This is a genomic window from Sporolactobacillus pectinivorans (assembly GCF_002802965.1).
GTDB classification, from domain to species: domain Bacteria; phylum Bacillota; class Bacilli; order Bacillales; family Sporolactobacillaceae; genus Sporolactobacillus; species Sporolactobacillus pectinivorans.
Genome location: NZ_NXGA01000001.1, coordinates 1,168,198 through 1,190,805, shown reverse-complemented (window position 1 = coordinate 1,190,805; position 22,608 = coordinate 1,168,198). Strand labels below are relative to the sequence as shown.

The following is a 22,608-nucleotide window of genomic DNA, read 5'->3' as shown; positions in this document are numbered from 1 at the left end:
ACTTCCAAGTCATAAGAATTTGAGTAAATTTGTTGCAAACGCTTTCTAACAGAGCCTATTATAGCAGATTCCAACTGTCATGGTGCCAAATTGTTTGACCTTTTCAGGGATAGCACATAAAAAATACATCTTTAAACATCAGAATTATCTGATTATTTTTGTAAGAAATGGATCAAGCTTTTTTTCAATTGATGAACGAAAAGGAAGAGTGGCAGCTGCCACTCTTCCTTAGTCTATAAAAATCATTCATTCAAGGTCACAAAATGTTGTTTCCGATAAAACATAGAAAACAGAATGCCATAGAGGCCCATACCCATAAAAGCAACCATGCCGAGTATCGTGAACGTCCAGGAATAGCCGAGCCAGACGGTCATTGGTATGGCGATCGGCGCAATCGTCCGCCCGAGAGAAAAGCGTAATCCGGAAGCTGCAAAATACTGTCCGCGCAAATCTTCCGGTGCCAGCTTTGCTACGAAACTGTCTTGTACGCCGACAGTCATCAGCTCCGCCCAGGAGAACATCACAATACCAAAAAACAGCAGCCAGATGTTAACGGTCGAGCCCATTAGAATCATCGCGACGCCATAACATAATGCCGACCCCATAAAGACGCCGCCTTCTCTAAACTTTGTCATCCATTTCGTTACAATCACAGTAAACAATGCGACACAAAGCCCATTCAACGATACCATCGCACTGAACAGATTTTTTCCGTCCAGATCGAACGAGAAATTGCCAAAAAAAGTCAATAGCTGGCGTGGCACCTGATTTGTCGTATAGACAGCGATCAGCAGATCAAGCTGCATGAAAGTCTGCGCAACGAGCACCCCCGCTAGAATGTAGAGCAGAAAAATACGGTCTCTGAAAATAACGCCATAATCCCTCATCTGCTGTTTCAGATAAAAAATCCAGTTTCCAGTTGCTTCCTGATGTTGATGCTGATCGACTGTAAGCGGAACCGTTTCGTGAATCCACCGCTGCAAAACCCAGAGAAGAATGAAACTTACAATTGAGCAGATTGTCAGGAAGAAGAAGCGGTAGTTGAAGAAAAATATGCCGCCCAAAAGCGGGCCGATGACTACAGTCACGTTGATCGATGTATAAAAAATGGCAAACACTCCGGCACGGTGCTCTTCCGGTACAACATCGGCAATCATCGCGCTGCTGGCCGGCCAGTACAGCTGCCCGAACAGGCCGAGCAGTGAAAAGCTGATAAATGTCAACATCGGAGACACAAGCCATGGGGAATTGGCAAGCGCAAAAAAGACAAAGCACACTGCCTGGCCGGCAGCAGAGAAAATCATCATTCGCTTACGGCCGAAGTGGTCAGCACAATAGCCCCCAAACAGACCGAGCACCGTGCCGAACAATTGCGACAGAATAAGCAACAGGCCCGCTGCCTGCTGTCCAAAATGATCAGAAAAATAAATGGCCATAAACGGGAAGAACATCCAGAACAGCAAATTAAAAACGCCTTCCCCAATTAAACGGACTTTAAGGTTGATATCCCAGTCGCGCCATTTCATCATCAAACGCCCCCGTTTCTTTATTCAAGGGGACCAGCAAGGCACAAAAAAGCCTGCTGATCCGGCACAATGAAACATGCTCTCACAGCAGACTTTCAAAAGTCACTGATTTCAGCATGATAACGTCTCGCCATGGTAACCGAAAAAGCCAAACAGCCGAAAAGGCCTGCTTCAGATTCTTTTTCCTGCCACACCATGTTTTGACATTACCATAAAAAAAGCTCCAGTCTGACTTTCATTTTGTTCAACTCAAGTGATCCAATGAAAATTATACCCTGCATTGGGATTTTCTGCAATGCACCCGTAGACCTAACAAATACAGATTCATTTTTATTTCAAAACGTCCTGAAGGATCGGATCCTCATGCAAAATTTTATGCGCCAGATCGCGATAATTCTGAACATGGAGATAAGTGTAACGCATCGGTTTCATTTCCGGGGCTTTGTCAATCGCCAAGTCAAAATCATCTGTTGTCATGCCAACTGTTTTGGCAAAATCAAAGAAACCGGTGCCTTTCAGCACTTTCGTAATTCGTTCAAAGCGATGATTCTGCACTTTGCTCATCAGGTAGCTTGCAATGCCCACCTGGACACCATGCAGCTGTGGATGCTTCGAATACGTATCCAGTGCATGCGACATCAGATGTTCGCTGCCGCTTGTCGGTGCGCTGCTGCCTGCAATTTCCATCGAAATGCCGGCCATAGTCAGCGAATCCGCCAGTTCTTTCAGGAAGAGATCATCCTTGATCGTGCCGAAATCGGTACGTACAAAACTGTTTACCGCTTTCTTTGACAGCATCAGCGCGCAATCATCCACTCTCGTCTTTCCGTTTTTTTCCTCAAAAATCCAGTCCTCGGCAGCGGTAATTTTCGAAACCAGATCACCGACACCGGAATAAATAAAGCATTCCGGTGCACTCTTGATCACGTCAATATCAATGAGAATCCCGTAAGGCATCTTGGCGTGAACTGATATCCGGCGTCCGTGGATGGTCAGCGATGTATTGGAACTGGAAAAACCATCATTTGACATCGATGTCGGAATACTGATGAACGGCCATTTTCTAAGCAAAGCTGTATACTTTGCCGCATCCAGCGCCTTTCCCCCTCCAATTCCAATGACGGCTTCCGTCTGAAAAGGCAGCTGAAAAGCATGATCGACCACATCGTCAATGTCAATATCAGTGATTTCAGCGGTCTTCAGCACATCGATACTGCTTTTCTTCAATGACTGAAAAACCTTATCGCCCAAAAGATCTGTTAATCCCTGGCCGAAGAAAACAACCACTTTCTTGAAGTTATGACGGCCAAGCAGCTGGCCGATTTCCGATAAATTTCCCTTTCTCACATCAAGCAACGTCGGAACGACAATCTGATGGTTATCGGCTGCCATTTTCTAATGCCTCCTCATGGCTGACTAAATAATTTTCAATGTCGGCAAAACTGCAGATTGGAACATAGCTCCGGTTTTCGCTGTCCAGCAGCCCCTGTAATTTTCCTTTTGCAAAAATCGTATCAGCAAGCAGCGCCGCTTTCAGATCTGGAAGGCTGTCTCCGGCAAAAAAGACTGTATCGTAATCCTTCATGAGATCGTGCGCTACTTTTTCCTTATCAATGCCATACAGTTTTGAATAATAGCGTCCGGCAGGATCGACATTCAGACGGATACCGCGATCCCTGTACTCACCCGGGTTAGAAATAATCGGCACGTCATGGATGCCGTAGCGGTTAAATAGCCGCTTGATGTAATAATCGGTGCCCGCGCTGATCACAATAAAGTCACCGCCCAGTTTCCGGACATGTTCAATCACTCTTTTCGCATCCGGATCGAACGGAATCTGATCGATATCCTCGTCAATACCGGCTTCATCCCGCCCGATTGACCCAAACAGACGGCTCAGATACTCCAGATCGGTCATGACTTTATTATCCCAATCCGCATAGAGTTTCTCGCTCTCTTTTTGAAAATGACGATCAATAATGACATGGAAAAAATCTTTCTCTGAAAGTGTGCCATCAAAATCCGATAAAAAAAGGAATCGTTTTGTCATACAATAATTCTCCTTTTTCCAATCTGTTATATTACAGATTCAGTATAGCAAAAAGGATTGAGACGGGTTCGTCTTGCAAACGCAGCCAATATGTCAAAGTAATGAAAGTTTGGCAACATGTCCTTAATCTGCCCCGAGTCAGTCCTTTTTAGCTGAAAAATTCTGATCAATCGACTTCTTTGTGGCCTTATTTTTAAGGCGGTCCAACAATTCGCGGACTGAACTGACCGACATTGGTTTGCCATAAAGGTAACCCTGAATCAAGTCACAGTTTTTAAGTCTGAGAAAATCCCGCTGTTGCTCAGTCTCTACGCCTTCGGCAAGGACAGGGATATTCATCTGATGCACCATGGAAATAATCGTGCTGACAAACTGATTACTTTGAAGATCAAGGCCAATTTTGTCTATAAACGTTTTATCAATCTTCACAAGATCGAACGGCAGCTGTTGAAGATAGCTGAGTGATGAATATCCTGTTCCAAAGTCATCCAGTGCAACAACGACTCCCAGCTCATGAAGTCCGGCGATCATCTGGTGGACCGGATTCATTGAGTTGGAGAAGGCGGTTTCTGTGATTTCAATTTCCAGATGATGGGGATCAAATCCTGTTTCATTCAGAATTCTGGCCACAGTCCCCACAAAGTCCGGTTCCATCGCCTGGACAGCTGACACATTGACTGCAAGCTTAACACTGCAGCCATATTGTCTCTCAAGATTTTTCATCATGAGACATGTTTGTTTCAACGCCCATTCGCCGATCTGCAGAATCATTCCGTTTTTCTCGGCAAGCCGAACAAACCTCGTCGGTGAAACAAAGCCAAATTTCAGGGATTTCCATCGGATTAACACTTCAAATCCCCTGAGCTCCCCACCTTCCGCAAAATACTGCGGCTGTAAAACAAGATACAACTCCCGGTTTTGAATAGCAGATTTCAAACCTTGGACCAGTTTTGTTTCATTCATCAAGTCGTCAAGCAGCGATTTTTCAAAAAAACGGATCCGGTTCTTGCCATCCCTTTTGGATTGATACATCGCCGAGTCGGCAAACCTCAGCAGTTCAGAAACATGGGGGGAATCCTGCGGGAACATAGCGATGCCAAAGCTTGCACTGACAGCAATTTTCATGTTACCAAGAACTGCCGGTTTTTTCAGCATGGCAGCCAATCTGCGGATATAGGACATAATTTCCTCTTTTTGAAGAGCGCGCCGAATAATCAGTACAAACTCGTCCCCCCCAAAATGCCCGAGCATGTCGGCAGTATGTGTCAGTCTGCTAAGGTTGAAGGCCATGTAACGAATCAGTTCATCGCCGGCCTGATGGCCCAGTGTATCATTAACATTTTTAAAGTTGTCAAGATCAATGAAGACAAGAGCAAACGAACGGTTTTGTTCTTTCGCCTCTTTTCCTATTTCATCCAGCCTTCTCTGAAGCATCCGCCGGTTCGGAAGCTGAGTCAGCGGATCGATATTGGCCAGCCTGTACATCTCCTGTTTGTCCCGGTTAATGACCTGATTTGAGGATTCAAGCTCCCGGTTTTTCTTCCAGAGCTGTTCTTCGGAGACCGCTGCCCGGTAGTATGCTACAGAAATCTCCTCCTTCTGCCGAAGTGCTTCCTGATAAATTTTATGGCTGCGCATGGCATAATAAGTAATCAGGGATATCGCCAAAATGATGTCTATGTAAAATATGAAAAAAAAACTTGCATTCGGCCGGTTGATCATCACCAGATGAATTTCCTGAATGACGGCGACGATATTTAACCCGAGGGCAGCCATGTATCCGGACCGGATGTAACGCAGCGCCAGATAAACGGAAATGAGCATCTGCCCCTGCATTAGGACACAGACAAGAAACCAGTCGGCTGAGCGGAACATAATCAGCCCCTCCGCCAACAGATAAATGATTCCCACCAGAGAAATTTTTAAAGCTGCTGAAACATTATTGCCTGGAAGCATCACCCGATCCATAATACGAATCATCGCACGGCGCCCGCCCTTTTCGTTCTTTTGTAATTTCGTCATTGGCATAGATCCATTTCAATTGAAGAATGAGCGCACATTATCTATAACAGAGGAAATTAATAGTTTGTTTATAGACCGGAGATCTGAGAAAACCACCGCCGCATGAAACTCCTGCTCTGATCGATCAGTTCGGTTAAAGTTTATAGGAACAAACGGGCATCATCCCATCAACCGGGAAAAATATCGTATTGATATGTAACTAAACGATTGCTCTCTTATAAAAATTCTAAACAAATGCCCAGAAAAATCAAGAGATTAAAGAGTTTTGTGTCAACCAACAGAGTGAAAAACCAGCCTGTCACGGGTAACATTCGGCCGTTCAGGCTGGCTTAATCAGGTTCTTGCCTTGTATTTTTTTTGTTAAACTAGTCCATTGATTCTCGCTCCATGCGCTCACTGTTCCCGCGGGGGTCGCGCACCTTCCGTTCCAATCAACGGCGTGGCGAAACCAGCATTGAACTTTAACATGGCCATCTTTTAAATTTTACCGAAGCAACGCGCCTTGAATGGAGGCGTGATTATGCCTCGCCACTCTCCTGGGCCGGGCCGACAAAGTACGTGCCCCGTTCATTCACCATGAGTTCACCGGACAGATATGCTTTGGAGACAGGTTCCTTGCTGATAAAAGCGTGAGGCTGCGCCACCCGCACACGCATCTGATGGCGATATTGCGCCGTTCGCATTACTTTTATTCTAAAAACATTGACGTTGAACGGCATTTTGATCATCCGTCCATGGGTCAGATGTACCAGCACACCTTTCTTCTCAAGATTCTGCCAGTTTTCAATATGCGAATGAGAAAGCCAGATGCAGCTCCGGTTCGTTTCAGACATCAGCGGGAAAAAATAAATACCCAGCTCGCTGCAAATGCAGATCGGAGGCATGCTTTTATAACCCATTGACACCGCGCCCCGCTTTCTGCCGGCATAAGTCACGCCGAAATAGCTGCATGAATTCTGAATGATTTCAAACGGTGTCTTTGAAACAATCATCACGCGGTCTTCTTCAATGACATAAGTTTGCAGGCTTCCGTCTTCGGCATCACGGGGCAATAGCGCCATCGTCTCCTGCCTGATCATGTACTGGTTCACTTTTTCCATCTTTTTGCTCCTTTACAATGGGTTATGTGGGTGAATGATTTCCGTTCGGCCTCTCATGGAAACAGGAACGGATGTATTGTTCAGCCGGTGCGGCACAGGATCAACATTTTCGATCGAAAATAGAGCTGCAGCAGACCGATTGATAAGATGATTGAATTTCGTTCGGACAATGGGGACTCAAGGGAACTTTCTTCAGAAGAGGGAAGATGAGGCTTGTGTTTTATGCTAATAGGCCTTATTTAATCGTTTACAAAAATAATTATACATAAAATATCTGATAATACAAAGATCATTTCAGAAAAAATCTGAATAAACGGACCTTTTTGTCCCTGTCGTTCAAAAAGTTTTCAAATTTAAAGACCGGGAAGGTTTCTCCGCGGTCAGTGAAAGTGAACTACATCGGCACTTAAGTACCGAGCTTCCAGGAACGTTGCTTACTTGCTTCTTAGTCTTTTAACTAAGAAGTAGAGGTCACAACTTTTTCCCAAGGCTCGCTCCAAACCCTTGTTCAAGCTATTTGTTCGCATGATTTTCGCTAATTATTAATTTTATAGCACCTTTTTACAACGGGGGTCGCCCGAGACACTGATTCATCTCAGCAATAAAAAACCGAGTTTTCTCAGTTAACGACCTGTGTAAATAATAGTTAATTTTGATCCCTGGTTCAGCCCTGTGTTCCGTAATCTTCGGCTTTGTAGAGGTGCAGGACTTTACGGCAGAACCACTCAAAGAAAATTCCGGCAGCAAAAGGCAGGACAATGAACACCAGACCAATGATCATCAGATTGGCAACGGTCGGACCGCCCGGCATAAATTTTACTGCATTGATCGGACCGACCAGCCCTGAAAATCCGAACCCGGCGCTGATCGGTGTCCCCTTGATCTGAAACAGTACACCAAAGATCCCGAGCAGCGCTGCATTCAGCATGATCGGAACCACAATTTTCGGTTTTCGGATAATCGCTGCGATCATAATTTTCGGTGTGCCGAGCAGCGCTGAAAGCGAAAGGCCTATCGGATTGACATGCAGCCCGCCGATAAACATCCCGACAGCCGCAGCTACGACGCCGAGGTTCCCGGCTCCGGAAGCCACGCCATGCATACTGATTGCGGTTGCGACCGCAACGGTTGAAATGGGCGACACAATCAGTATTGAAAAGCTGACAGCGACAAGGAGCCCCATCAGAACCGGCGCCAAAGCGAAATAACTGTCAACAACGTGCCCGATACCCAACGTAATCGTCCGCACATAAGGCAAAATAGCGAGCCCAATGCCTCCGGCGACGACACAGACAATGGTCGGCAAAAGCAGCGGAGCAAAAGCTTTCAGTCTGTCGCCGATCAGCAAAACCAGACCAACGGCCAGGCTAACTGTGATCAGCGCATTGATCAGGTCGCCGATCGGAACGGCAGTGATGCCCTGCGGCGTAAATTTCAATACACCGGAACCGATGAATGTTGCTGAAGCGACAGCGACAAGGGGAATCGGTTTCAGCCCGAATCTGTAAGCGACCGCCGCACCGATCAGGAGCGGCACGGCAACCGTTATCGTCGTCACAATCTGCAGAATGCTCCCAAAAACCGGCATCCGGGTCAGCAGCGCCTTGCAGATTTCACTGAGCAGCGCCGACGGGATCAGCCCGGCGACGATACCCATCGCCAGCCCCGTCAGCACATTGTTAACAAATATTTTCGTGGTGATTTTCTCTGTTTTCTTTTCAACCAAGTTTCAACACTCTCCATCCTTCTGTTTGCAGTCTCTATTTTTTGATCGCCTGAAAGGCCTGTGTTTGCTATTTTATCAATAATTTTTTATTTTGTCGATAGAACGCGTTTAATCGCTAAAGCATTTTATGAAAAAAAAGAAAGTTTCATGCCAATAATTCAAAAATAATCTGCAGCTGAGCTGCAGAATCATTTGTTTATATTTTAGAGGTTTGAATTTCTTCATCTTTTCCGGTAACCGGCGGGGTCATTTTTCGTCTGAATAATAATTGACCGCGGAACACCCAGAGCAAGAAGCAGGAACCGGAAAGCAGGGTCAAGAACAATCCCTGCACAAGACCCGGCGTGTGATAAGTAAAACGAATCAAATTATTCCCTTTATTCACAGGAACAATCATAAATCCGTCTGTATTTAGAATCGTGACAGGTTTGCCGTTGACTGCGGCACTCCAACCTTTGTCATAAGGCACGCTGAAAAATGCGTATTTTGCCCGATCCGCTTTTATTTTGGAGGTAAATCCTCGGTTATCATGATGAAAATAGCTGGAAGATTCCCGTCCCCGTGCCGCAACACTCTGGCGGATACTTTGTCCGCTCATCTCATAGAGCTGCATATCGGAAATCGGCTTTAATACTTTCCGGGCATGCTTCACTTCACTGCCGGATAAGACAACTGCTTTAAGCATGGCAAAATTCCTGTTCTCCACGGGAATGCTGTTGAACTGCGCTTCCGTCATATAGTTATCATATGTAAAACCAATCGGAAGGACATTTTGATTTTCATAGACATAAATAGTGTTCGTCCCGTTATTGAATTGAGCATAGAGCGGCATGTCCGTATGCCGCACTGTATCAATATAAAAACGTTCAGAGAGCAGCGGTTTAAGCCCGTCGGCACCATCGGGAATCACTGTTTTCACATCACGCGGAGAGCCGATTGATTGATAGAATTGAAAAATAGACCCGTTAACCATGCTTGTAAATGAGTTTACTGTCGGCGTTCCGGAGACCATCGGCAGATTCCACCCGCCGTCACTGATGCCGATTCGGTAATCTTCGCTCTTCGGAAGCACTTTTTTCAGCATCTGCCCGCTTTTTACAACAGTATTATACGTTTCCTGAGGCCCCTGGTAATTATAAACTGAATGGATAACGGAAATGTAAAACAGTCCCAATCCTGACGAAAAAAAGCCAACAGCCGCCATCGTGACCAGCATCCAGTGCCTGAAATTTTTAAAACGGCAGACGAGAAAGTAGGCAGCAGCCAAACCGGCTGCTGTCATGAGCAGATAGAAAAGAAAAAGGTCAAGATGGAAAACAGCATTTTTTTCGCTCAAACTCCACGGATAGAACAGAAGAAACGCGGCAAGGAGCGCACTCGCCACCCCGGTGACCAGAATGCCGTTTTTGATTTTCACTTCCTGCCTTTTTTCTAGAACAACGGCTGTCATCAGCGCCATGATCAGCACCGGCATGTAAAACCAGCGCGCATAGTATGACGCATTCAGCATGTAGAACAGGCTGTTCAGCAGCGGAACACAAGCCATGACCGCCGCAGCAAGCATCATCCGGCTCATCCAACTTTTCCTTTTCCAGAGCATAAAGCTGACAACAGCTGCCGGTCCGAACAGCGGCAGATAGGCACCGCTCGATGTAAAATCGGAAGGAAAAATAACCGACTGATAAGGCATAATATCGGCCGGCATCAGAAAAGCCTTAACGATTTCCAGGTATCGGGCGCCGTCAAAAGTTAACGCACTCGGTCCGTAAAGGAACGAATCCAGACGGGGATTCTGGAGTGTGAAAAGTACGGCGGGGAAGAAAAGGAAACAGGCCATACCGACTCCGAGCGCCCCTTCCCAAATCACAACAGGCAGCCTGCGGATCGTTTTTCTAAAATCCTCAGTCAGGAAACGGATGCAGAAATACAGGATCAGAAAAACAATTTCGCCCATGAAAAAAAAGAAGTTCACAGTGGCATTGAGTGCGACTGCCAAGGCAAACCAACCGGATTTTTTATCAGCAACCAGCCGGTCCAGCCCGAGAAGCAGCAGCGGGAAGAACGCGATCACGTCCTGAAAATGGTTGAACATCAGATTGACATCGGAAAATCCCGAGAAAGCGTAAAGCAGTGCACCGATGATCGCATAATTTCCGTTTTTCACATAACGGCGGATATAGGCGTATGACGTCAGCCCCGCTACACAGAATTTCAGCATGAATAGCGGACCAACGATATAAGGAAAGGCAAACGGAGGAAAGATCAGGCTGAGCCAGAAGAACGGACTGCCCAGTGTATAGAAACTATAAGACCCGATAAAACTGCTCCCAAGATCCGTGTACCAATTCCAAAAAATATCGCCGCTTTTGATTGCGCGGTTGCTTAATATGTTGAAAGGTATCTGCTGATAATTAAAATCACCAACTAGTGAAAACAATCCCTTGTTAGCTATAATTGAGGGCAGAAACATCAACCCTGAAGTCAGAAGACAGAGCAGAAAAACCTTAAAATAATCCGAGCGGCATATTTTTTTTAACCAGGCAGGTACCATGAATGGACAGACTCCTTACGCAAAAGCCCCGAATGATTCTCGTAATCTAAAAAACGGGCTATACTCTAATTATGCATGAAACAGCAGAATTTCGAAACCCGGTGGCTATAAAATCAGGCAGATTTCTGTTATTCAACCAGCCGTGCTGCCGGCAAAAAGCTGGCTATCAATAAATTGATTCGCCGGAAAATGCTCCATTCGGGTGCCGCACCCATTTTGCAGCCGATATGTATGCAAAAAATCTTTGGAAAAGGTGGAAGACTGATGCCGGATTATCTCAAGCCTCTGGTTCAGCTGTTTGAAGAAAACCAAAATCCGGATCTTGCCGGACCGATGACACGCTATATGCGTAATCAGTTCGCTTTTTTAGGTATCCAAACACCTCTGCGGCGTGCGCTGTTCAAGAAATTTTTATCAGATAACGGGCTTCCGGACTTTGAGCGACTGCCTGAAGTAATGGCTGCACTGTGGGCGTTTCCTCAACGTGAATATCAGCAGGCCGGCCTTGATCTCTTGGGGAAACTAGGAAAAAATCTGGATGCAGAGCATGTTCCAATGCTGAAAAGGCTGATAGTTACGCATGCCGAGAAATGGATAGCGGACCGTAATATCTGGCTGAACCGGACAGCCCTTCTTTTTCAGCTTAAGTACAAAACTGATACTGATGAAGATCGGCTCTTCCGTTATATTATGATCCATGCGCATTCAGATGAGTTTTTCCTCCAGAAAGCAATCAGCTGGGCACTGCGCGAATATTCAAAAACAGCGCCGGAGACCGTCAAACAGTTTATTCGTTCGCACAAACTGATGCCGCTCAGCCGGAGAGAGGGCCTGAAATGGATTAACAGGTATCAGTAACTCATATACGCTGGGAGAAGATTTGACAGGCACATTCCAATACTCAACCGTTTCATGAGCAGCTTCCTTTTCCGGTCCAGTTCAGTGAAAAAATTTATCAGGAGATGAGGGCTGATGGTTCAGATCAATAAAGATGAGGTAGAAAAAATCAGGAAAGCGGTACTTGGCCGCACTGTGACACTGGCCGACGGGACGCGTATACCAGCGATCGGTCAGGGGACTTGGCACATGGGTGACGATCCGTCAAAGCGTCAGGCAGAGGTTGAATCATTGAGACTCGGGGTCCGTCTTGGTATGACCTTAATCGACACCGCAGAACTGTACGGGTATGGAAAATCAGAGAATGTCGTCGGTGAAGCGATCAGAGGGATCAGATTTTTCTCGTCAGTAAAGCACTGCCGAGCCACGGGAGTCGGAAGGATCTGGAAGAAGCCTGTGAAAATAGTCTCCGTCGTCTGGACACCGATCATCTTGATCTGTATCTCTTGCACTGGAAAGGTACCATACCAATCGAGGAAACGATTAAGGGCATGCAGGCATTGAAAAAAAGCGGCAAAATCCTGCGCTGGGGTGTCTCAAATTTTGACAACGATGATATGAAATACTTGTTGGGCAGGCCTGATGGTGAAAACTGCGCTGTTAATCAGGTGCTTTACCACCTTGGCTCCCGCGGCATTGAAGTGGACCTTCTTCCCTGGCAGCGTGCGCACCAAATGCCTATTATGGCCTATTGTCCGCTCGCCGAAGCCGGATCACTCAAGCGCCGTCTCGTTTCGGATTCGTCAGTGAACCGGATTGCCGCTGCACACCAAATTTCACCACTTCAGCTCCTGCTCGCCTGGTGTATCCACCAGGCAGAATCAGACGGTGTCATTGCAATTCCAAAAGCCGGGCAGCTCACCCACGTGATCGAAAATGCAGAGGCCGCAGCCGTAGTCTTGTCCAGCGAGGAACAGCAGGCGCTCGATCGTGCTTTTCCGCGCCCGGAACATAAAGTGCCGCTCGATATTGTCTAAAGTGGCAACAGAATATAGCTTTGTTTCTAATTTTTTGTCATGATCGTGCGCGGCGGATAGATAATGCGGATATTTAGCTTGACGGTACAGGTGCGACACAAATACTCAGTCTGATTGTTCGGACGTAAAAAGATCCCTTCCCCAAAAAAAGAAAGGATCTTTTTATTACTGAAAGGGATTGTAATAGCGGCTGCTGCGGAGCACCATCAGAACAACTGAGAGAATCAACAGAGCAGCTGAAAAGCCGATACCCAGATAATCCCGGAGTGCAAACGGCCGGGCACTGTACCACGTCCGTTTCTTTTTTTTCCCAAAACCGCGCAGCTCCATTCCGTTGCTGATCGTTTCAATTCGTCCGAGGCTGGAAAAAACCAGTGGAAGAATAATAGCTGCCGCATTTTTGATCCTGTTGCCGATCTTTGCTTTTTTTGAAAGATCGATGCCTCTCGCCTGCTGTGCCTGAGCGATTTCATAATAATCACGTTGAATGTCAGGAATGTAGCGGAGCGTGATCGCAACAGAATACGCAATTCGGTAACTGACGCCGATTTTATTTAGCGAAGCCGCAAACTCACTCGGCTGTGTTGTAACAATAAATAGAAGTGCGAATGGAATCATCGAAAAATATTTTAAACTGATATTAAACTCATAAAACAGCTGCTCCAAAGTCAGAGAATAGTATCCGGGCAGCTGCAGCATAACATGCCGGGTTCCATAGATCAGCACGCCCTGTTGCGGTGAAAATCCATAGATTGCCAGGTCATTAAGCAACAGAAAAATTAGGATAAAAGCCAGTACGAACGAAATTTCACGGAACCGGATTTTTGACAATTTAAAAACAGCAAGCCCTGTGATCACCATGAAGATCAGTATCCACGTATCATAAGTACTCATCCCGATTATCGACCAGATTAGAAAACAGATCATCTTGGAGGCGCCGGTCATCCTGTGGATCGGGGTCGGCCGGTCAATGTAGCTGAGCATCTGCACTTTCATGATGAGACCGCTCCTCTCTTTCACTGAGGATAAAGTGTTCAACAAACGCGGCCGGATCCGGGATACCCGCCCGTTCTGCCAACCCGAAAAGCGATGTCGTTCTCAGGTTCGCCCGCTCTGCAATTGTCTGGTCGGACAAAAGTTCTGACGGAAGCTCATCGGCAATCTTGGCTCCGTCCGCCATCACGATCGCACGGTCCGTGTATTCAAGCATCAGATGCATATCGTGTGTGATCATGAGAATCGTCATACCCTGCTCGTTCAGCCTATCCAGAAAATTCATGATTTCTGTATAATGGTAGTAGTCCTGTCCTGCTGTTGGTTCGTCCAGAATGATAACTTCCGGTCGAAGGACAAGTATCGATGCGATCGTCACACGCTTCTTTTGACCGAAACTGAGAGCGGAAACAGGCCAATTACGGTAAGGATAAAGGCCGCAGATTTTCAAAGTTTCATGAACTCGCCACCTGATCTCATCCGGTTCGATGCCGCGGATGCGCAGCCCAAGAGCCACTTCTTCAAAAATCATTTGCTGCGAGAGCATCTGATTTGGATCCTGCATGACCAGGCCAATATGCTGCGAACGTTCTTTAATTGTCCATTCACCCATATCCGTGCCGAAAAAAGACAATGTGCCGCTATCAGGACGTTCCAGACCACAAAGAAGCTTTGTCAGCGTCGACTTGCCGGCACCGTTTTTGCCGACAATCGCAACGCGCTCGCCCTTTTTGACTGAGAACGAGACATCCTTGAGAACGTTGTTGCCGGTGCTGTAATGAAAAGAGAGATGATCCAGATTCAGAATTTCTGTCGACTGATTTGGCTCAGTGTCCGGGATCGTCTTACTCAGCCATTGTTTCAATGGCTCTCTGATCTTATCCATCTCCATCCGATCAAGACCAGCCGGATGCAGGTCAGGAGTCACTGTCACCCCTGACCGTTTCACGGCCGATAGATACAGAGGTTCACGTATACCGTTCTGCTGCAGCACGTCAGTTGAGAGCAGTCGATCCGGCGGTTCATCGGCGACGATGCGGCCATCCGCCATGACAATAATCCGGTCGGGATTGATCTGCAGCACTTCTTCCAGCCGGTGTTCAACAATAATAACGGTCAGACCGCTTTCTTTGTTAATACGGTCAATGAGCTGCATCGTTTGTGCTCCGGAGGCCGGATCGAGATTGGCCAGCGGTTCATCAAAAAGCAGGACACGCACTGGATCAACAAGTACGCCTGCCATGGTAACGCGCTGTTTCTGGCCACCCGAAAGCTCATGCGGCGACTGCTCCAGAAAGTTTTCCATGCCAACCCGCTTTGCGGCCAGTAACACCCGATTTTTCATTTCGGGCAGCGGCACTTCGTCATTCTCGAGCGCGAAAGCAATATCCTCTCCGACCGTCAGCCCGATGAATTGCGCATCGGTATCCTGAAGAACTGTCCCGACGATCTTTGACAGATCAAAAATACCCAAAGCTTTTGTTTCATGTCCGGACACTTTGACAGATCCATCGGTTTCTCCCTTAAAGGCCTCTGGAATCAGTCCATTGATACAGTAGCCGAGTGTACTCTTTCCCGAACCGGAAGGCCCGGTTATCAGCACCTTCTCCCCCACATGGATCTTCAGATTGATATCTATCAGAGTCGGACTTTCCTGACTATTATATTTATAGCTGAAATGTTCAAACGAAACGATCGCTTTGCTCATGAGTTTCCTTTCGCATAGCAGTACTTACTCTTTTTTCAAGCTTCCCTTTTTAGTCTGGGTTTTCGCATAGATCCAGATTAACAAAGTTCCGAGAATTCCAACAGTAATAATATCAAGAATACCGGCAACAATTCCTTGAAGAAAAACTTTGTTTGCCGGTTCACCATAAATCGTAATATCGCCCAGCGGCGCGATTAGGAACCAGCCGATTGCTTGAGTAAGAATCTGCACAGCATTAAAAAGAACGATGGATTTCCATCCGAAAATGCCTTCTGAAATTTTCAATTTTCTCCACAGCAGCCCAAATCCGACACCGACAAGTGTGGAGACAATGACCCAGCTCCACCAGACGGACCCATATTGAAGTGCGTCACCGATTGAATGCCCAATCAGCCCAATTAACCCGCCGGCAACCGGTCCGTAAAGCGCTGCAATCAACGCCAGAAAAACATAGTTAAGCTGCAGCGTTGTGTTCGGAACAATACCGACCGGAATAGAAATATAACGAAGAACAATAAAGATTGCGGCGCCAACACCAATAGCAACAATCGTGCGGATGCTTAATAAGTCTTTTTTCATGTCTACTCTCCTCCAAACCGGATAAATGTAAGAATAAGTTCTGAAAACAATAAAAAATAATCAGCCAGAAATATTGTACATGTACAACAGAACGGAACTAGAATAAATTTCCTTCTAAAAACTGAATGGCACCACCTCCTTTTCAAAGCGATTATTTTTCTCACAATTTTTTAAACGAAATATGCCAGTTGCTGCCTGTCCCGATACTGTACGCCTTCGCAAAGGAGCCCTGATTAATTGCGATGCCGACATTTTCCAGCGAGTTGATATAAATGACCGGTTCACCGATGGCGACCGAGGCAAAGGAGCGGGCAAAAACCACGGTGTTTTCATAAACATTGCGTGTGTCATTCCTGATGCTTACCTCCAGCCTATCACCGTGTCTTACGTCCAGCTGATGAAAAAGCTTATGATCAATATTGCTCCAGAGATTGCCGAACCGGACATCAAGCACATCGATCATACCGACCACGCGGCTGCCTTCTCTATATGAGGGAATGATAGGCAGATCCACAATCGTTTTCACAGGTGCCTCTTCACCGAAGCTGTCAAAATCAATCAGTCCGGCCGCCAGACGTGCACCTGTATAAGCGTAAATATCCCTGCCGTAAAAAGTGTAAGATTCGCCCGCACTTGGAAGCTTGTTGGCTTTTTCATCAAAGACGTGTACATGGGTGATCCCCGACCCTTTCTTGATATGCGTCAGCGTCCCGTTATCCGGTGTAATGATGTATTGATTGCGGTCGGTCTTTGCAACGACACTACGGCGTGTGGATCCGACACCCGGATCGACGACCGAAACAAATACGGTCCCTTCCGGCCAATAGTTGATCGTCTGGCGCAGTCTATAAGATGCTTCCCAAATATTATATTGAGGAATATCATGGGTCAGGTCATAAACTTGAAGCTTTGGATCCACCGTGTTGGCTACACCATACATAGCGCAAACCGCACCGTCCACTAATCCGAAATCCGTCTGAAAAACCAATGCTTTTTTCATACCCTTCACCTTTTCTTCTGTTTTTGTCTCGGGCAGCCGCCCGTTCTCTTTTTAAATGTTTTATTCCTGAACAGTAAAAAACCCCGTCCTTAATATTAAGGACGAGGTTTGGATTCGTGTTACCACCTTTATTCACCGACAACTCACATTGCCGGTCTCAACAAGTACGGAACTGACTGGCAGTTCTTATACTTTGGTTTTTGTAACAAGAACCTGACTTGTCACGACTTACTGCAGTTTATCACTGACTTTCAGCCGCGCAGCTCTGAGGCCATGTTCGAGGGTTTGTTTTTGCTCCTTCTCACCAGTCGGAGCTCTCTGCGAAAAAACTGCACTCTCTACTTCTTCTCTTCATCGCTTTTGATCTATTGTTCTAATTATTAACAGTTTTTCATAAAAAGTCAAGCATAGATCCGACAATCAGCAGCTTCACGCTTTTGAATGAGCGTGCAAAACACCATGCACATGGTGTCCGTGACGCTGCGCAGACAGTCTGAAACGCCATTTCCGATCAAGGTGCAGTTTAAGAATCTTGTCGAACATTAAAATAAAGTAACCCATGCAGAGGAAGCTGACCGCAGTCCCAACGCTGATGCCGATCAGTTGGTGGCGTACCAAACCGATTGACAGGCCGACAGCAAGCGGAATACCGAGCGAAACACGCTGGGCGAGCACCACGTTCCCGTGAAAAAACTTCTCACGGAGAATCTTCATCAGGTCATCAAAAGGATGCAGGACAAGATTGACGCGGAAATAAATCGACAGCGCGCAGCCGATGCACATAATACCAAGGACACATACAGCAACTCTCAGAATGAATCCGTTCATGGCCAGATGCTGCATCAGGAGCAGCCAGGCATCGATCATGTAGCCAAATGTCAGGACATAGAGAAAATTAAAAAAGTCTTTCAACAAACTCCTGCGTCCGCGCAGAAAATCATCCACAACCAGTACAATAAAGCCAACGATAATCAATGCCTGGCCAACAGTGATTCCAAACGCTGAAGACAGATTCAGGCTTGCGGCCGTCCATGGCGCAGAGCCAAGAGCAGCCTTAACTGTCAAAGCATTTCCAAACGCGTTCAGCAGCACCGACACAAGCAGCCAGACCAATCCTTTTGCCATCAGTTAATTAAGCCTCCAAAATATATGGTTTATTTCCATCATCAACATCGTTAGCCGGACCTGTCACCCGCGGTTCTATGACCTCACCCGTCTCTGTTATACATCGCCGGACATAAAATTGCATCCAATCGATCTCGTCGGAAAACTTCAGGGCAAAAGAACCCCATTTGCCTTTTTCGTAATATATGACCGTCCTTCGACGATAATCACATTCTATCAGGTTCCACTGAAAAAAGTAACCAGTTCACGGCTTTTTTTTTTAACAAGTTGCACTTTAAAACAAATGATTGTTTTATTTATAGTAAATGATAATCTGTCCAAAAGGTAACGGCTAAAAAACCGGAGTGAAGACATGCTCCACTCCGGTTCATTGATCAGCTCATTTTTTCTCCGCTCAAGCTGCATTGCACCACAAAAAATTGGAACAGATGCCGCATCAGCGAATCACCGCCCGCCGCCATCGATTCGGGATGCCACTGAACGCTTATAATGCGGTCATTCGCTTCGTGTTCCATTGCTTCAACCACTCCGTCAGGTGCAAGGGCGGCTGCCCGAAAGCCGGGAGCCAGCTCCTTGACCGCCTGATGATGGAGGCTGTTGACATACAGCGAGTCCTGGCCTTCCAGCAATTGGGAAAGGCGGTTGCCATGAAGCAACTGCACACTGTGGCTTGTCTTCATCCGGGCAATTTTTTGATCATGCTGAATCGGATGTTTCCATTCTGTGCCCAGATCCTGAACCAGCGTCCCTCCGAAGGCCACATTTAGCACCTGCATACCGCGGCAGATGCAAAGGATGGGTTTACCTGCTTCAACGGCTTTTTTCATCAGCAGGATTTCAAACCGATCCCTTGTAATATCAAAGGGCTCTATATACGGAGAGGGCGGTTCATCGTAGAAACGCGGATCAACATCGCCGCCGCCGCTGAAAATAATCCCGTCACACAGATCAAGGTAATGATCGGTCAGTCCATCGGGAGCGACAGGCAGCAGCACGGGTACCGCACCCGTCAGGAACAGGGACTGTTCGTAATCCTGATGAACATATGGCCCTTGCGAAAATTCATTTCTTTTGGCAAATCCGGTAGTTACACCAATGACCGGTTTTTTACCCATTTTCATCTCTCCCGAAAGCAAAGCTTTTACAAACAATATATTCGACTTCCGTCACTACGTCAAACCGCCATTCTGTCTCTAATCTATTTAATCGGCCTCATTGGCTGATCCGGCGTTTATTTTTCCAGATTACCCAATTCATACATCGCATCGGCATAGATTTTCGAGGCCAGCAGCAGATCGTCTACTTTGACGTGCTCATCCACCTGGTGACCGGTATACGGATAATCGGGCATGCAGGCGCCAAATGCAACACCGGCGTCAAGATACTGTGCATATGTACCGCCGCCGGATGTCATCAGTTTAACGTCCTTCAACCCCATATGATCTTCATACACTTTCTTCAGAATCCGGACACCCGGGTGGTTCGGATCCATGTAAAGCGGTTTGCTCGTCCCAAGCTCGCCGATGGAAAAGCCGAGTTCTTCCGCGGCTGAGGTCAGTTTTTCAGTGATCTGTCTGAGATCGGCCTTGATCGGGCAGCGGATATCCAAAGATACGGAACCGCCCTTTTTGCTGCTGAAGCGGGACAGACCGGCATTGACAGTCAGTTCGCCTGAAATATCGTCATGGAATGCAATGCCGAGCCGATTGCCGCCGAAGTCATTGTTCAGCGTATCGGCGAGGAAGGCGATAAACGCCTTTTCTGATGAGGAAAAAGGAACGTCCTTCAAAACGGAGGCGAGCAGGAAAGCGGCATTGATGCCGCCCGCCGGCTCAGATCCGTGCGCAGACTGACCTTTGACCGTCAATTTCACACCTGCACCCTCTTTTTCAGCAGAAAAAACGATCTTCTTTTCCTGAAGCAATTTTTGAGCCTGATTCGTCCACTTTTCCGCTTCAGTCCCTGACAGTACAGCATACGCATGATCCGGTACCATATTGATTCTTTCGCCGGAATAAAAAGTATCCAGCCGTACTGCAGCCTCGCTGCCTTTATCCGGAATATCAAACTGTACGTGAATCCGGCCTTTTTCAGCAAAAATCAGTGGAAATTCAGCGTCCGGTGAGAAACCGAACAGCGACATCGGTTCCAGTTCGTTATATTTGACCAGGCAGGCGCAGCCGCTTTCTTCATCTGTACCGATAATAAGACGGATCCTGTTTTTGATCGGCAGCTCCGATGCTCTCAATGATTTCAAAGCATAGTAAGCAGCCATTGTCGGTCCCTTGTCATCAATTGCGCCACGCGCAAACAGTGTGCCGTTTTCTATATGCGCTGTAAAAGGGTCATGTGCCCACTTGCCGGTCGCCGGAACAACATCAACGTGGCCCAGCACCGCAATATAATCGGATGCATCTTCCGGCCCATATTCGATGTATCCGGCATAGCCCTGGAGATTTTTCGTGCGGAAACCGTCTTTTTGAGCAAGCTCCAGCATGTGGTTAAGCGCTGCGAGCGGCCCCGGCCCGAATGGTGCACCCTCTTTTGTTGCTGCCGCGTCTTTTGTACTTTTAACGGCCAGCAGTGACGACAAATCCCGGAGGAAGTCGTCCTTATCCGGTGGGACATTAACTTTCTGACTCATACAGTTGATCCTTCCTTCTGTCATTTTCTTCCGTGCTGTATAGTGCCATTTTAACACAAAATTTTTGTCGGACAAAAAGACCGGGAAAACAACGCACTCTAATAGCAGCAGCTCGCTAAAAAAAAGAATCCTCTGCCGAATTAACATCCTTAAGCGTTAACGAGATGAAAAATCTCGACCATTCCGCAAGTTGCTTCGAATTGAGTTACAACCTGCCGAAACATTAAAAAGTTGAATGGAATAGCAAAATCCGAGTGCCAGTATTCTATTCTGCACCCGGATTTCATGCTGCACTCAGCTTCTCACTGATGAGCAGTTTTTTTCAATATCTTCCCATGTCAAATATTTACGCTTGATGTCCTCTTCGATCAGCTGGCTCCCCAACTGGACTTCGATCAATTCCATCGATTCGTCGGCAATGATCGCGTGCATCGTTTCAGCGGGGACAATGACAACATCACCGGGTTTGATCGAGCGAATGACGCCATTTTCTGCATAACGCCCGCGTCCTTTGATGATTGTCCAGACCTCCTTGCGCAGATGATGGCAATGATAGCTGAGATTCCGGCCAAGTTTGATGTTGATTTTTTTTGTCAGTACTTCTTCATTGTTTTTCGAGTAACTTGTATAGTCGAGCACGCGGTAGGCCCCCCAGTGCCGCTCCTCGTACATCGGGCGCTGGTCAAATCCGTTCATAACTTCCTTAATCCGCGGGCTTTGCTCTTTGTCGGAAACGAGAATACCGTCCGGGCTGACTGCGACCACAGCGTTGGAGACGCCGAGCACGGTCACCGGAAGATCAAGTTCGTTGATCAGATGCGTATTTTGGGAATCCTTGCTGATAATACCTGTGCCGATCTGGTGGGTGGCCATCTCTTCGGTCAGCGTGTTCCACGTGCCAAGGTCCTTCCAGAACCCCTCGTAGGGCAAAGCGACAATATTTTTCGCCTTCTCAACAACCGCATAGTCAAAACTGATCTTCGGAAGTTTTGAAAACTGCTGCGACAGTTCTTCATAATTCAAGGGTAAGCCAAGGTCTTCAAGTTTAGAAATAATATAGTTAAGCCGGAATGCGAAAACGCCACAGTTCCACAGCGCCGACTGTTCAATCAGCTGCTTTGCACGCTCTTCTTTAGGTTTTTCAGTAAAATGATCGACTTTGATGTATCCTTCGTTGACGCTTTTGTCCGGAACGATGTAGCCGTATTTTTCAGAAGGATAAGTCGGCTTGACTCCCATCAGTGCCAAATCTGCCCCCGTATCACTCAGCAGTGTCTGCAAATCCAGGATGCGCCTGAAGAATGCCGCTTCGACATAAGGATCAACTGGCAACACAGCCACGACCTCATCAAGATCAGCGCCCCTGGCAGAGTAAAGATATGCTGCAGCAAGAGCGATAGCCGGAAAAGTGTCCCGCCGCTCCGGCTCAACAATCAGCGGCACGTCTGTGCCGAGCTGATCCTGCAGCATTTCAACCTGGGCCTTTCCCGTCGCTACTACGGTCGATCCGCCAAGCCCAATGGTATTCAGCTGACCAAAAACGCGCTGAACCATCGACGAGAGATGATCCTGACGATCTTCAAGTACGCGCAGAAACTGTTTGGAGCGCGCATCATTGGACAGCGGCCAGAGCCTTTTGCCCGAACCGCCGGATAATAAAACCAAATGCATGTTCATCTCTCCCTGAATGATAATTGATCAACAACTCGA

16 protein-coding genes, 1 pseudogene and 1 other annotated feature are annotated in these 22,608 nt (G+C 47.0%); of the genes and pseudogenes, 2 read left to right on the top strand and 15 right to left on the bottom strand.

The window, feature by feature from the left end:
* Positions 1-242 precede the first annotated feature (242 nt).
* The 7 genes from COP04_RS05770 to COP04_RS05740 all read right to left on the bottom strand — a co-directional run bounded on the left by COP04_RS05770 (position 243) and on the right by COP04_RS05740 (position 10,975).
* On the bottom strand, positions 243-1,526 hold the full coding sequence (locus COP04_RS05770; protein ID WP_100489551.1) for an MDR family MFS transporter: 1,284 nt from the start codon (positions 1,524-1,526) through the stop codon (positions 243-245).
* Positions 1,527-1,856: 330 nt separating this feature from the next.
* Positions 1,857-2,918 carry an iron-containing alcohol dehydrogenase family protein gene (locus tag COP04_RS05765; RefSeq protein ID WP_100487112.1) on the bottom strand — a complete coding sequence of 354 codons (1,062 nt, stop codon included), beginning with the start codon at positions 2,916-2,918 and terminating at the stop codon, positions 1,857-1,859.
* Positions 2,905-3,576, bottom strand: coding sequence for an MtnX-like HAD-IB family phosphatase (locus COP04_RS05760; protein ID WP_100487111.1), 672 nt, complete (start codon positions 3,574-3,576; stop codon positions 2,905-2,907). The genes COP04_RS05765 and COP04_RS05760 overlap by 14 nt, the downstream gene beginning before the upstream one ends.
* 138 nt (positions 3,577-3,714) lie before the next feature.
* Positions 3,715-5,598, bottom strand: coding sequence for a putative bifunctional diguanylate cyclase/phosphodiesterase (locus COP04_RS05755; protein ID WP_239984775.1), 1,884 nt, complete (start codon positions 5,596-5,598; stop codon positions 3,715-3,717).
* A 518-nt stretch (positions 5,599-6,116) separates the two neighbouring features.
* The gene (locus COP04_RS05750; protein ID WP_100487110.1) at positions 6,117-6,698 is read right to left on the bottom strand and encodes a competence protein ComK; all 582 of its coding nucleotides are present in this window, start codon (positions 6,696-6,698) and stop codon (positions 6,117-6,119) included.
* Positions 6,699-7,362: 664 nt separating this feature from the next.
* Positions 7,363-8,424: a PTS sugar transporter subunit IIC gene (locus COP04_RS05745; protein ID WP_239984774.1), complete on the bottom strand. Its 1,062-nt coding sequence runs from the start codon at positions 8,422-8,424 to the stop codon at positions 7,363-7,365.
* A 196-nt stretch (positions 8,425-8,620) separates the two neighbouring features.
* The gene (locus COP04_RS05740) at positions 8,621-10,975 is read right to left on the bottom strand and encodes a YfhO family protein (RefSeq protein ID WP_100487109.1); all 2,355 of its coding nucleotides are present in this window, start codon (positions 10,973-10,975) and stop codon (positions 8,621-8,623) included.
* 264 nt (positions 10,976-11,239) lie between these two features.
* Here COP04_RS05740 and COP04_RS05735 point away from each other — a divergent pair, with 264 nt between their 5' ends.
* The gene (locus COP04_RS05735; protein ID WP_100487108.1) at positions 11,240-11,833 is read left to right on the top strand and encodes a DNA alkylation repair protein; all 594 of its coding nucleotides are present in this window, start codon (positions 11,240-11,242) and stop codon (positions 11,831-11,833) included.
* 114 nt (positions 11,834-11,947) lie between these two features.
* Positions 11,948-12,849, top strand: a pseudogene (locus COP04_RS05730) (aldo/keto reductase).
* A gap of 165 nt (positions 12,850-13,014) precedes the next feature.
* On the opposite strand, the gene COP04_RS05725 reads toward COP04_RS05730, so the two are convergent.
* From COP04_RS05725 to COP04_RS05690, 8 genes are all read right to left on the bottom strand, one after another.
* Positions 13,015-13,845, bottom strand: coding sequence for an energy-coupling factor transporter transmembrane component T family protein (locus COP04_RS05725; RefSeq protein WP_100487107.1), 831 nt, complete (start codon positions 13,843-13,845; stop codon positions 13,015-13,017).
* The gene (locus COP04_RS05720; protein WP_100487106.1) at positions 13,817-15,550 is read right to left on the bottom strand and encodes an ABC transporter ATP-binding protein; all 1,734 of its coding nucleotides are present in this window, start codon (positions 15,548-15,550) and stop codon (positions 13,817-13,819) included. Before COP04_RS05720 ends, COP04_RS05725 begins: the two co-directional genes overlap by 29 nt.
* A 24-nt stretch (positions 15,551-15,574) precedes the next feature.
* Positions 15,575-16,129 carry an ECF-type riboflavin transporter substrate-binding protein gene (locus tag COP04_RS05715; protein ID WP_100487105.1) on the bottom strand — a complete coding sequence of 185 codons (555 nt, stop codon included), beginning with the start codon at positions 16,127-16,129 and terminating at the stop codon, positions 15,575-15,577.
* 160 nt (positions 16,130-16,289) lie between these two features.
* The gene (locus COP04_RS05710) at positions 16,290-17,129 is read right to left on the bottom strand and encodes an SAM hydrolase/SAM-dependent halogenase family protein (RefSeq protein ID WP_100487104.1); all 840 of its coding nucleotides are present in this window, start codon (positions 17,127-17,129) and stop codon (positions 16,290-16,292) included.
* Positions 17,130-17,223: 94 nt separating this feature from the next.
* Positions 17,224-17,493 (bottom strand) — a binding site (T-box leader).
* A 65-nt stretch (positions 17,494-17,558) separates the two neighbouring features.
* Positions 17,559-18,254 carry a YczE/YyaS/YitT family protein gene (locus COP04_RS05705; protein WP_239984773.1) on the bottom strand — a complete coding sequence of 232 codons (696 nt, stop codon included), beginning with the start codon at positions 18,252-18,254 and terminating at the stop codon, positions 17,559-17,561.
* Positions 18,255-18,628: 374 nt separating this feature from the next.
* Positions 18,629-19,369 carry a gamma-glutamyl-gamma-aminobutyrate hydrolase family protein gene (locus COP04_RS05700; RefSeq protein WP_100487103.1) on the bottom strand — a complete coding sequence of 247 codons (741 nt, stop codon included), beginning with the start codon at positions 19,367-19,369 and terminating at the stop codon, positions 18,629-18,631.
* 116 nt (positions 19,370-19,485) lie between these two features.
* Positions 19,486-20,898, bottom strand: coding sequence for a dipeptidase PepV (pepV, locus tag COP04_RS05695; RefSeq protein WP_100487102.1), 1,413 nt, complete (start codon positions 20,896-20,898; stop codon positions 19,486-19,488).
* A gap of 294 nt (positions 20,899-21,192) precedes the next feature.
* Positions 21,193-22,569 (bottom strand): sugar phosphate nucleotidyltransferase, encoded by a 1,377-nt coding sequence (locus COP04_RS05690; protein WP_100487101.1) that lies wholly within the window; start codon positions 22,567-22,569, stop codon positions 21,193-21,195.
* Between the last annotated feature and the right edge of the window lie 39 nt (positions 22,570-22,608).

Excerpts from the sequence above, each read along its gene's own strand:
- COP04_RS05770 (WP_100489551.1), bottom strand. The coding sequence starts at position 1,526 with ATGAAATGGCGCGACTGGGATATCAACCTTAAAGTCCGTTTAATTGGG.
- COP04_RS05765 (WP_100487112.1), bottom strand. The coding sequence starts at position 2,918 with ATGGCAGCCGATAACCATCAGATTGTCGTTCCGACGTTGCTTGATGTG.
- COP04_RS05760 (WP_100487111.1), bottom strand. The coding sequence starts at position 3,576 with ATGACAAAACGATTCCTTTTTTTATCGGATTTTGATGGCACACTTTCA.
- COP04_RS05755 (WP_239984775.1), bottom strand. The coding sequence starts at position 5,598 with ATGACGAAATTACAAAAGAACGAAAAGGGCGGGCGCCGTGCGATGATT.
- COP04_RS05750 (WP_100487110.1), bottom strand. The coding sequence starts at position 6,698 with ATGGAAAAAGTGAACCAGTACATGATCAGGCAGGAGACGATGGCGCTA.
- COP04_RS05740 (WP_100487109.1), bottom strand. The coding sequence starts at position 10,975 with ATGGTACCTGCCTGGTTAAAAAAAATATGCCGCTCGGATTATTTTAAG.
- COP04_RS05735 (WP_100487108.1), top strand. The coding sequence starts at position 11,240 with ATGCCGGATTATCTCAAGCCTCTGGTTCAGCTGTTTGAAGAAAACCAA.
- COP04_RS05725 (WP_100487107.1), bottom strand. The coding sequence starts at position 13,845 with ATGAAAGTGCAGATGCTCAGCTACATTGACCGGCCGACCCCGATCCAC.
- COP04_RS05720 (WP_100487106.1), bottom strand. The coding sequence starts at position 15,550 with ATGAGCAAAGCGATCGTTTCGTTTGAACATTTCAGCTATAAATATAAT.
- COP04_RS05715 (WP_100487105.1), bottom strand. The coding sequence starts at position 16,129 with ATGAAAAAAGACTTATTAAGCATCCGCACGATTGTTGCTATTGGTGTT.
- COP04_RS05710 (WP_100487104.1), bottom strand. The coding sequence starts at position 17,129 with ATGAAAAAAGCATTGGTTTTTCAGACGGATTTCGGATTAGTGGACGGT.
- COP04_RS05705 (WP_239984773.1), bottom strand. The coding sequence starts at position 18,254 with ATGGCAAAAGGATTGGTCTGGCTGCTTGTGTCGGTGCTGCTGAACGCG.
- COP04_RS05700 (WP_100487103.1), bottom strand. The coding sequence starts at position 19,369 with ATGGGTAAAAAACCGGTCATTGGTGTAACTACCGGATTTGCCAAAAGA.
- pepV (WP_100487102.1), bottom strand. The coding sequence starts at position 20,898 with ATGAGTCAGAAAGTTAATGTCCCACCGGATAAGGACGACTTCCTCCGG.
- COP04_RS05690 (WP_100487101.1), bottom strand. The coding sequence starts at position 22,569 with ATGCATTTGGTTTTATTATCCGGCGGTTCGGGCAAAAGGCTCTGGCCG.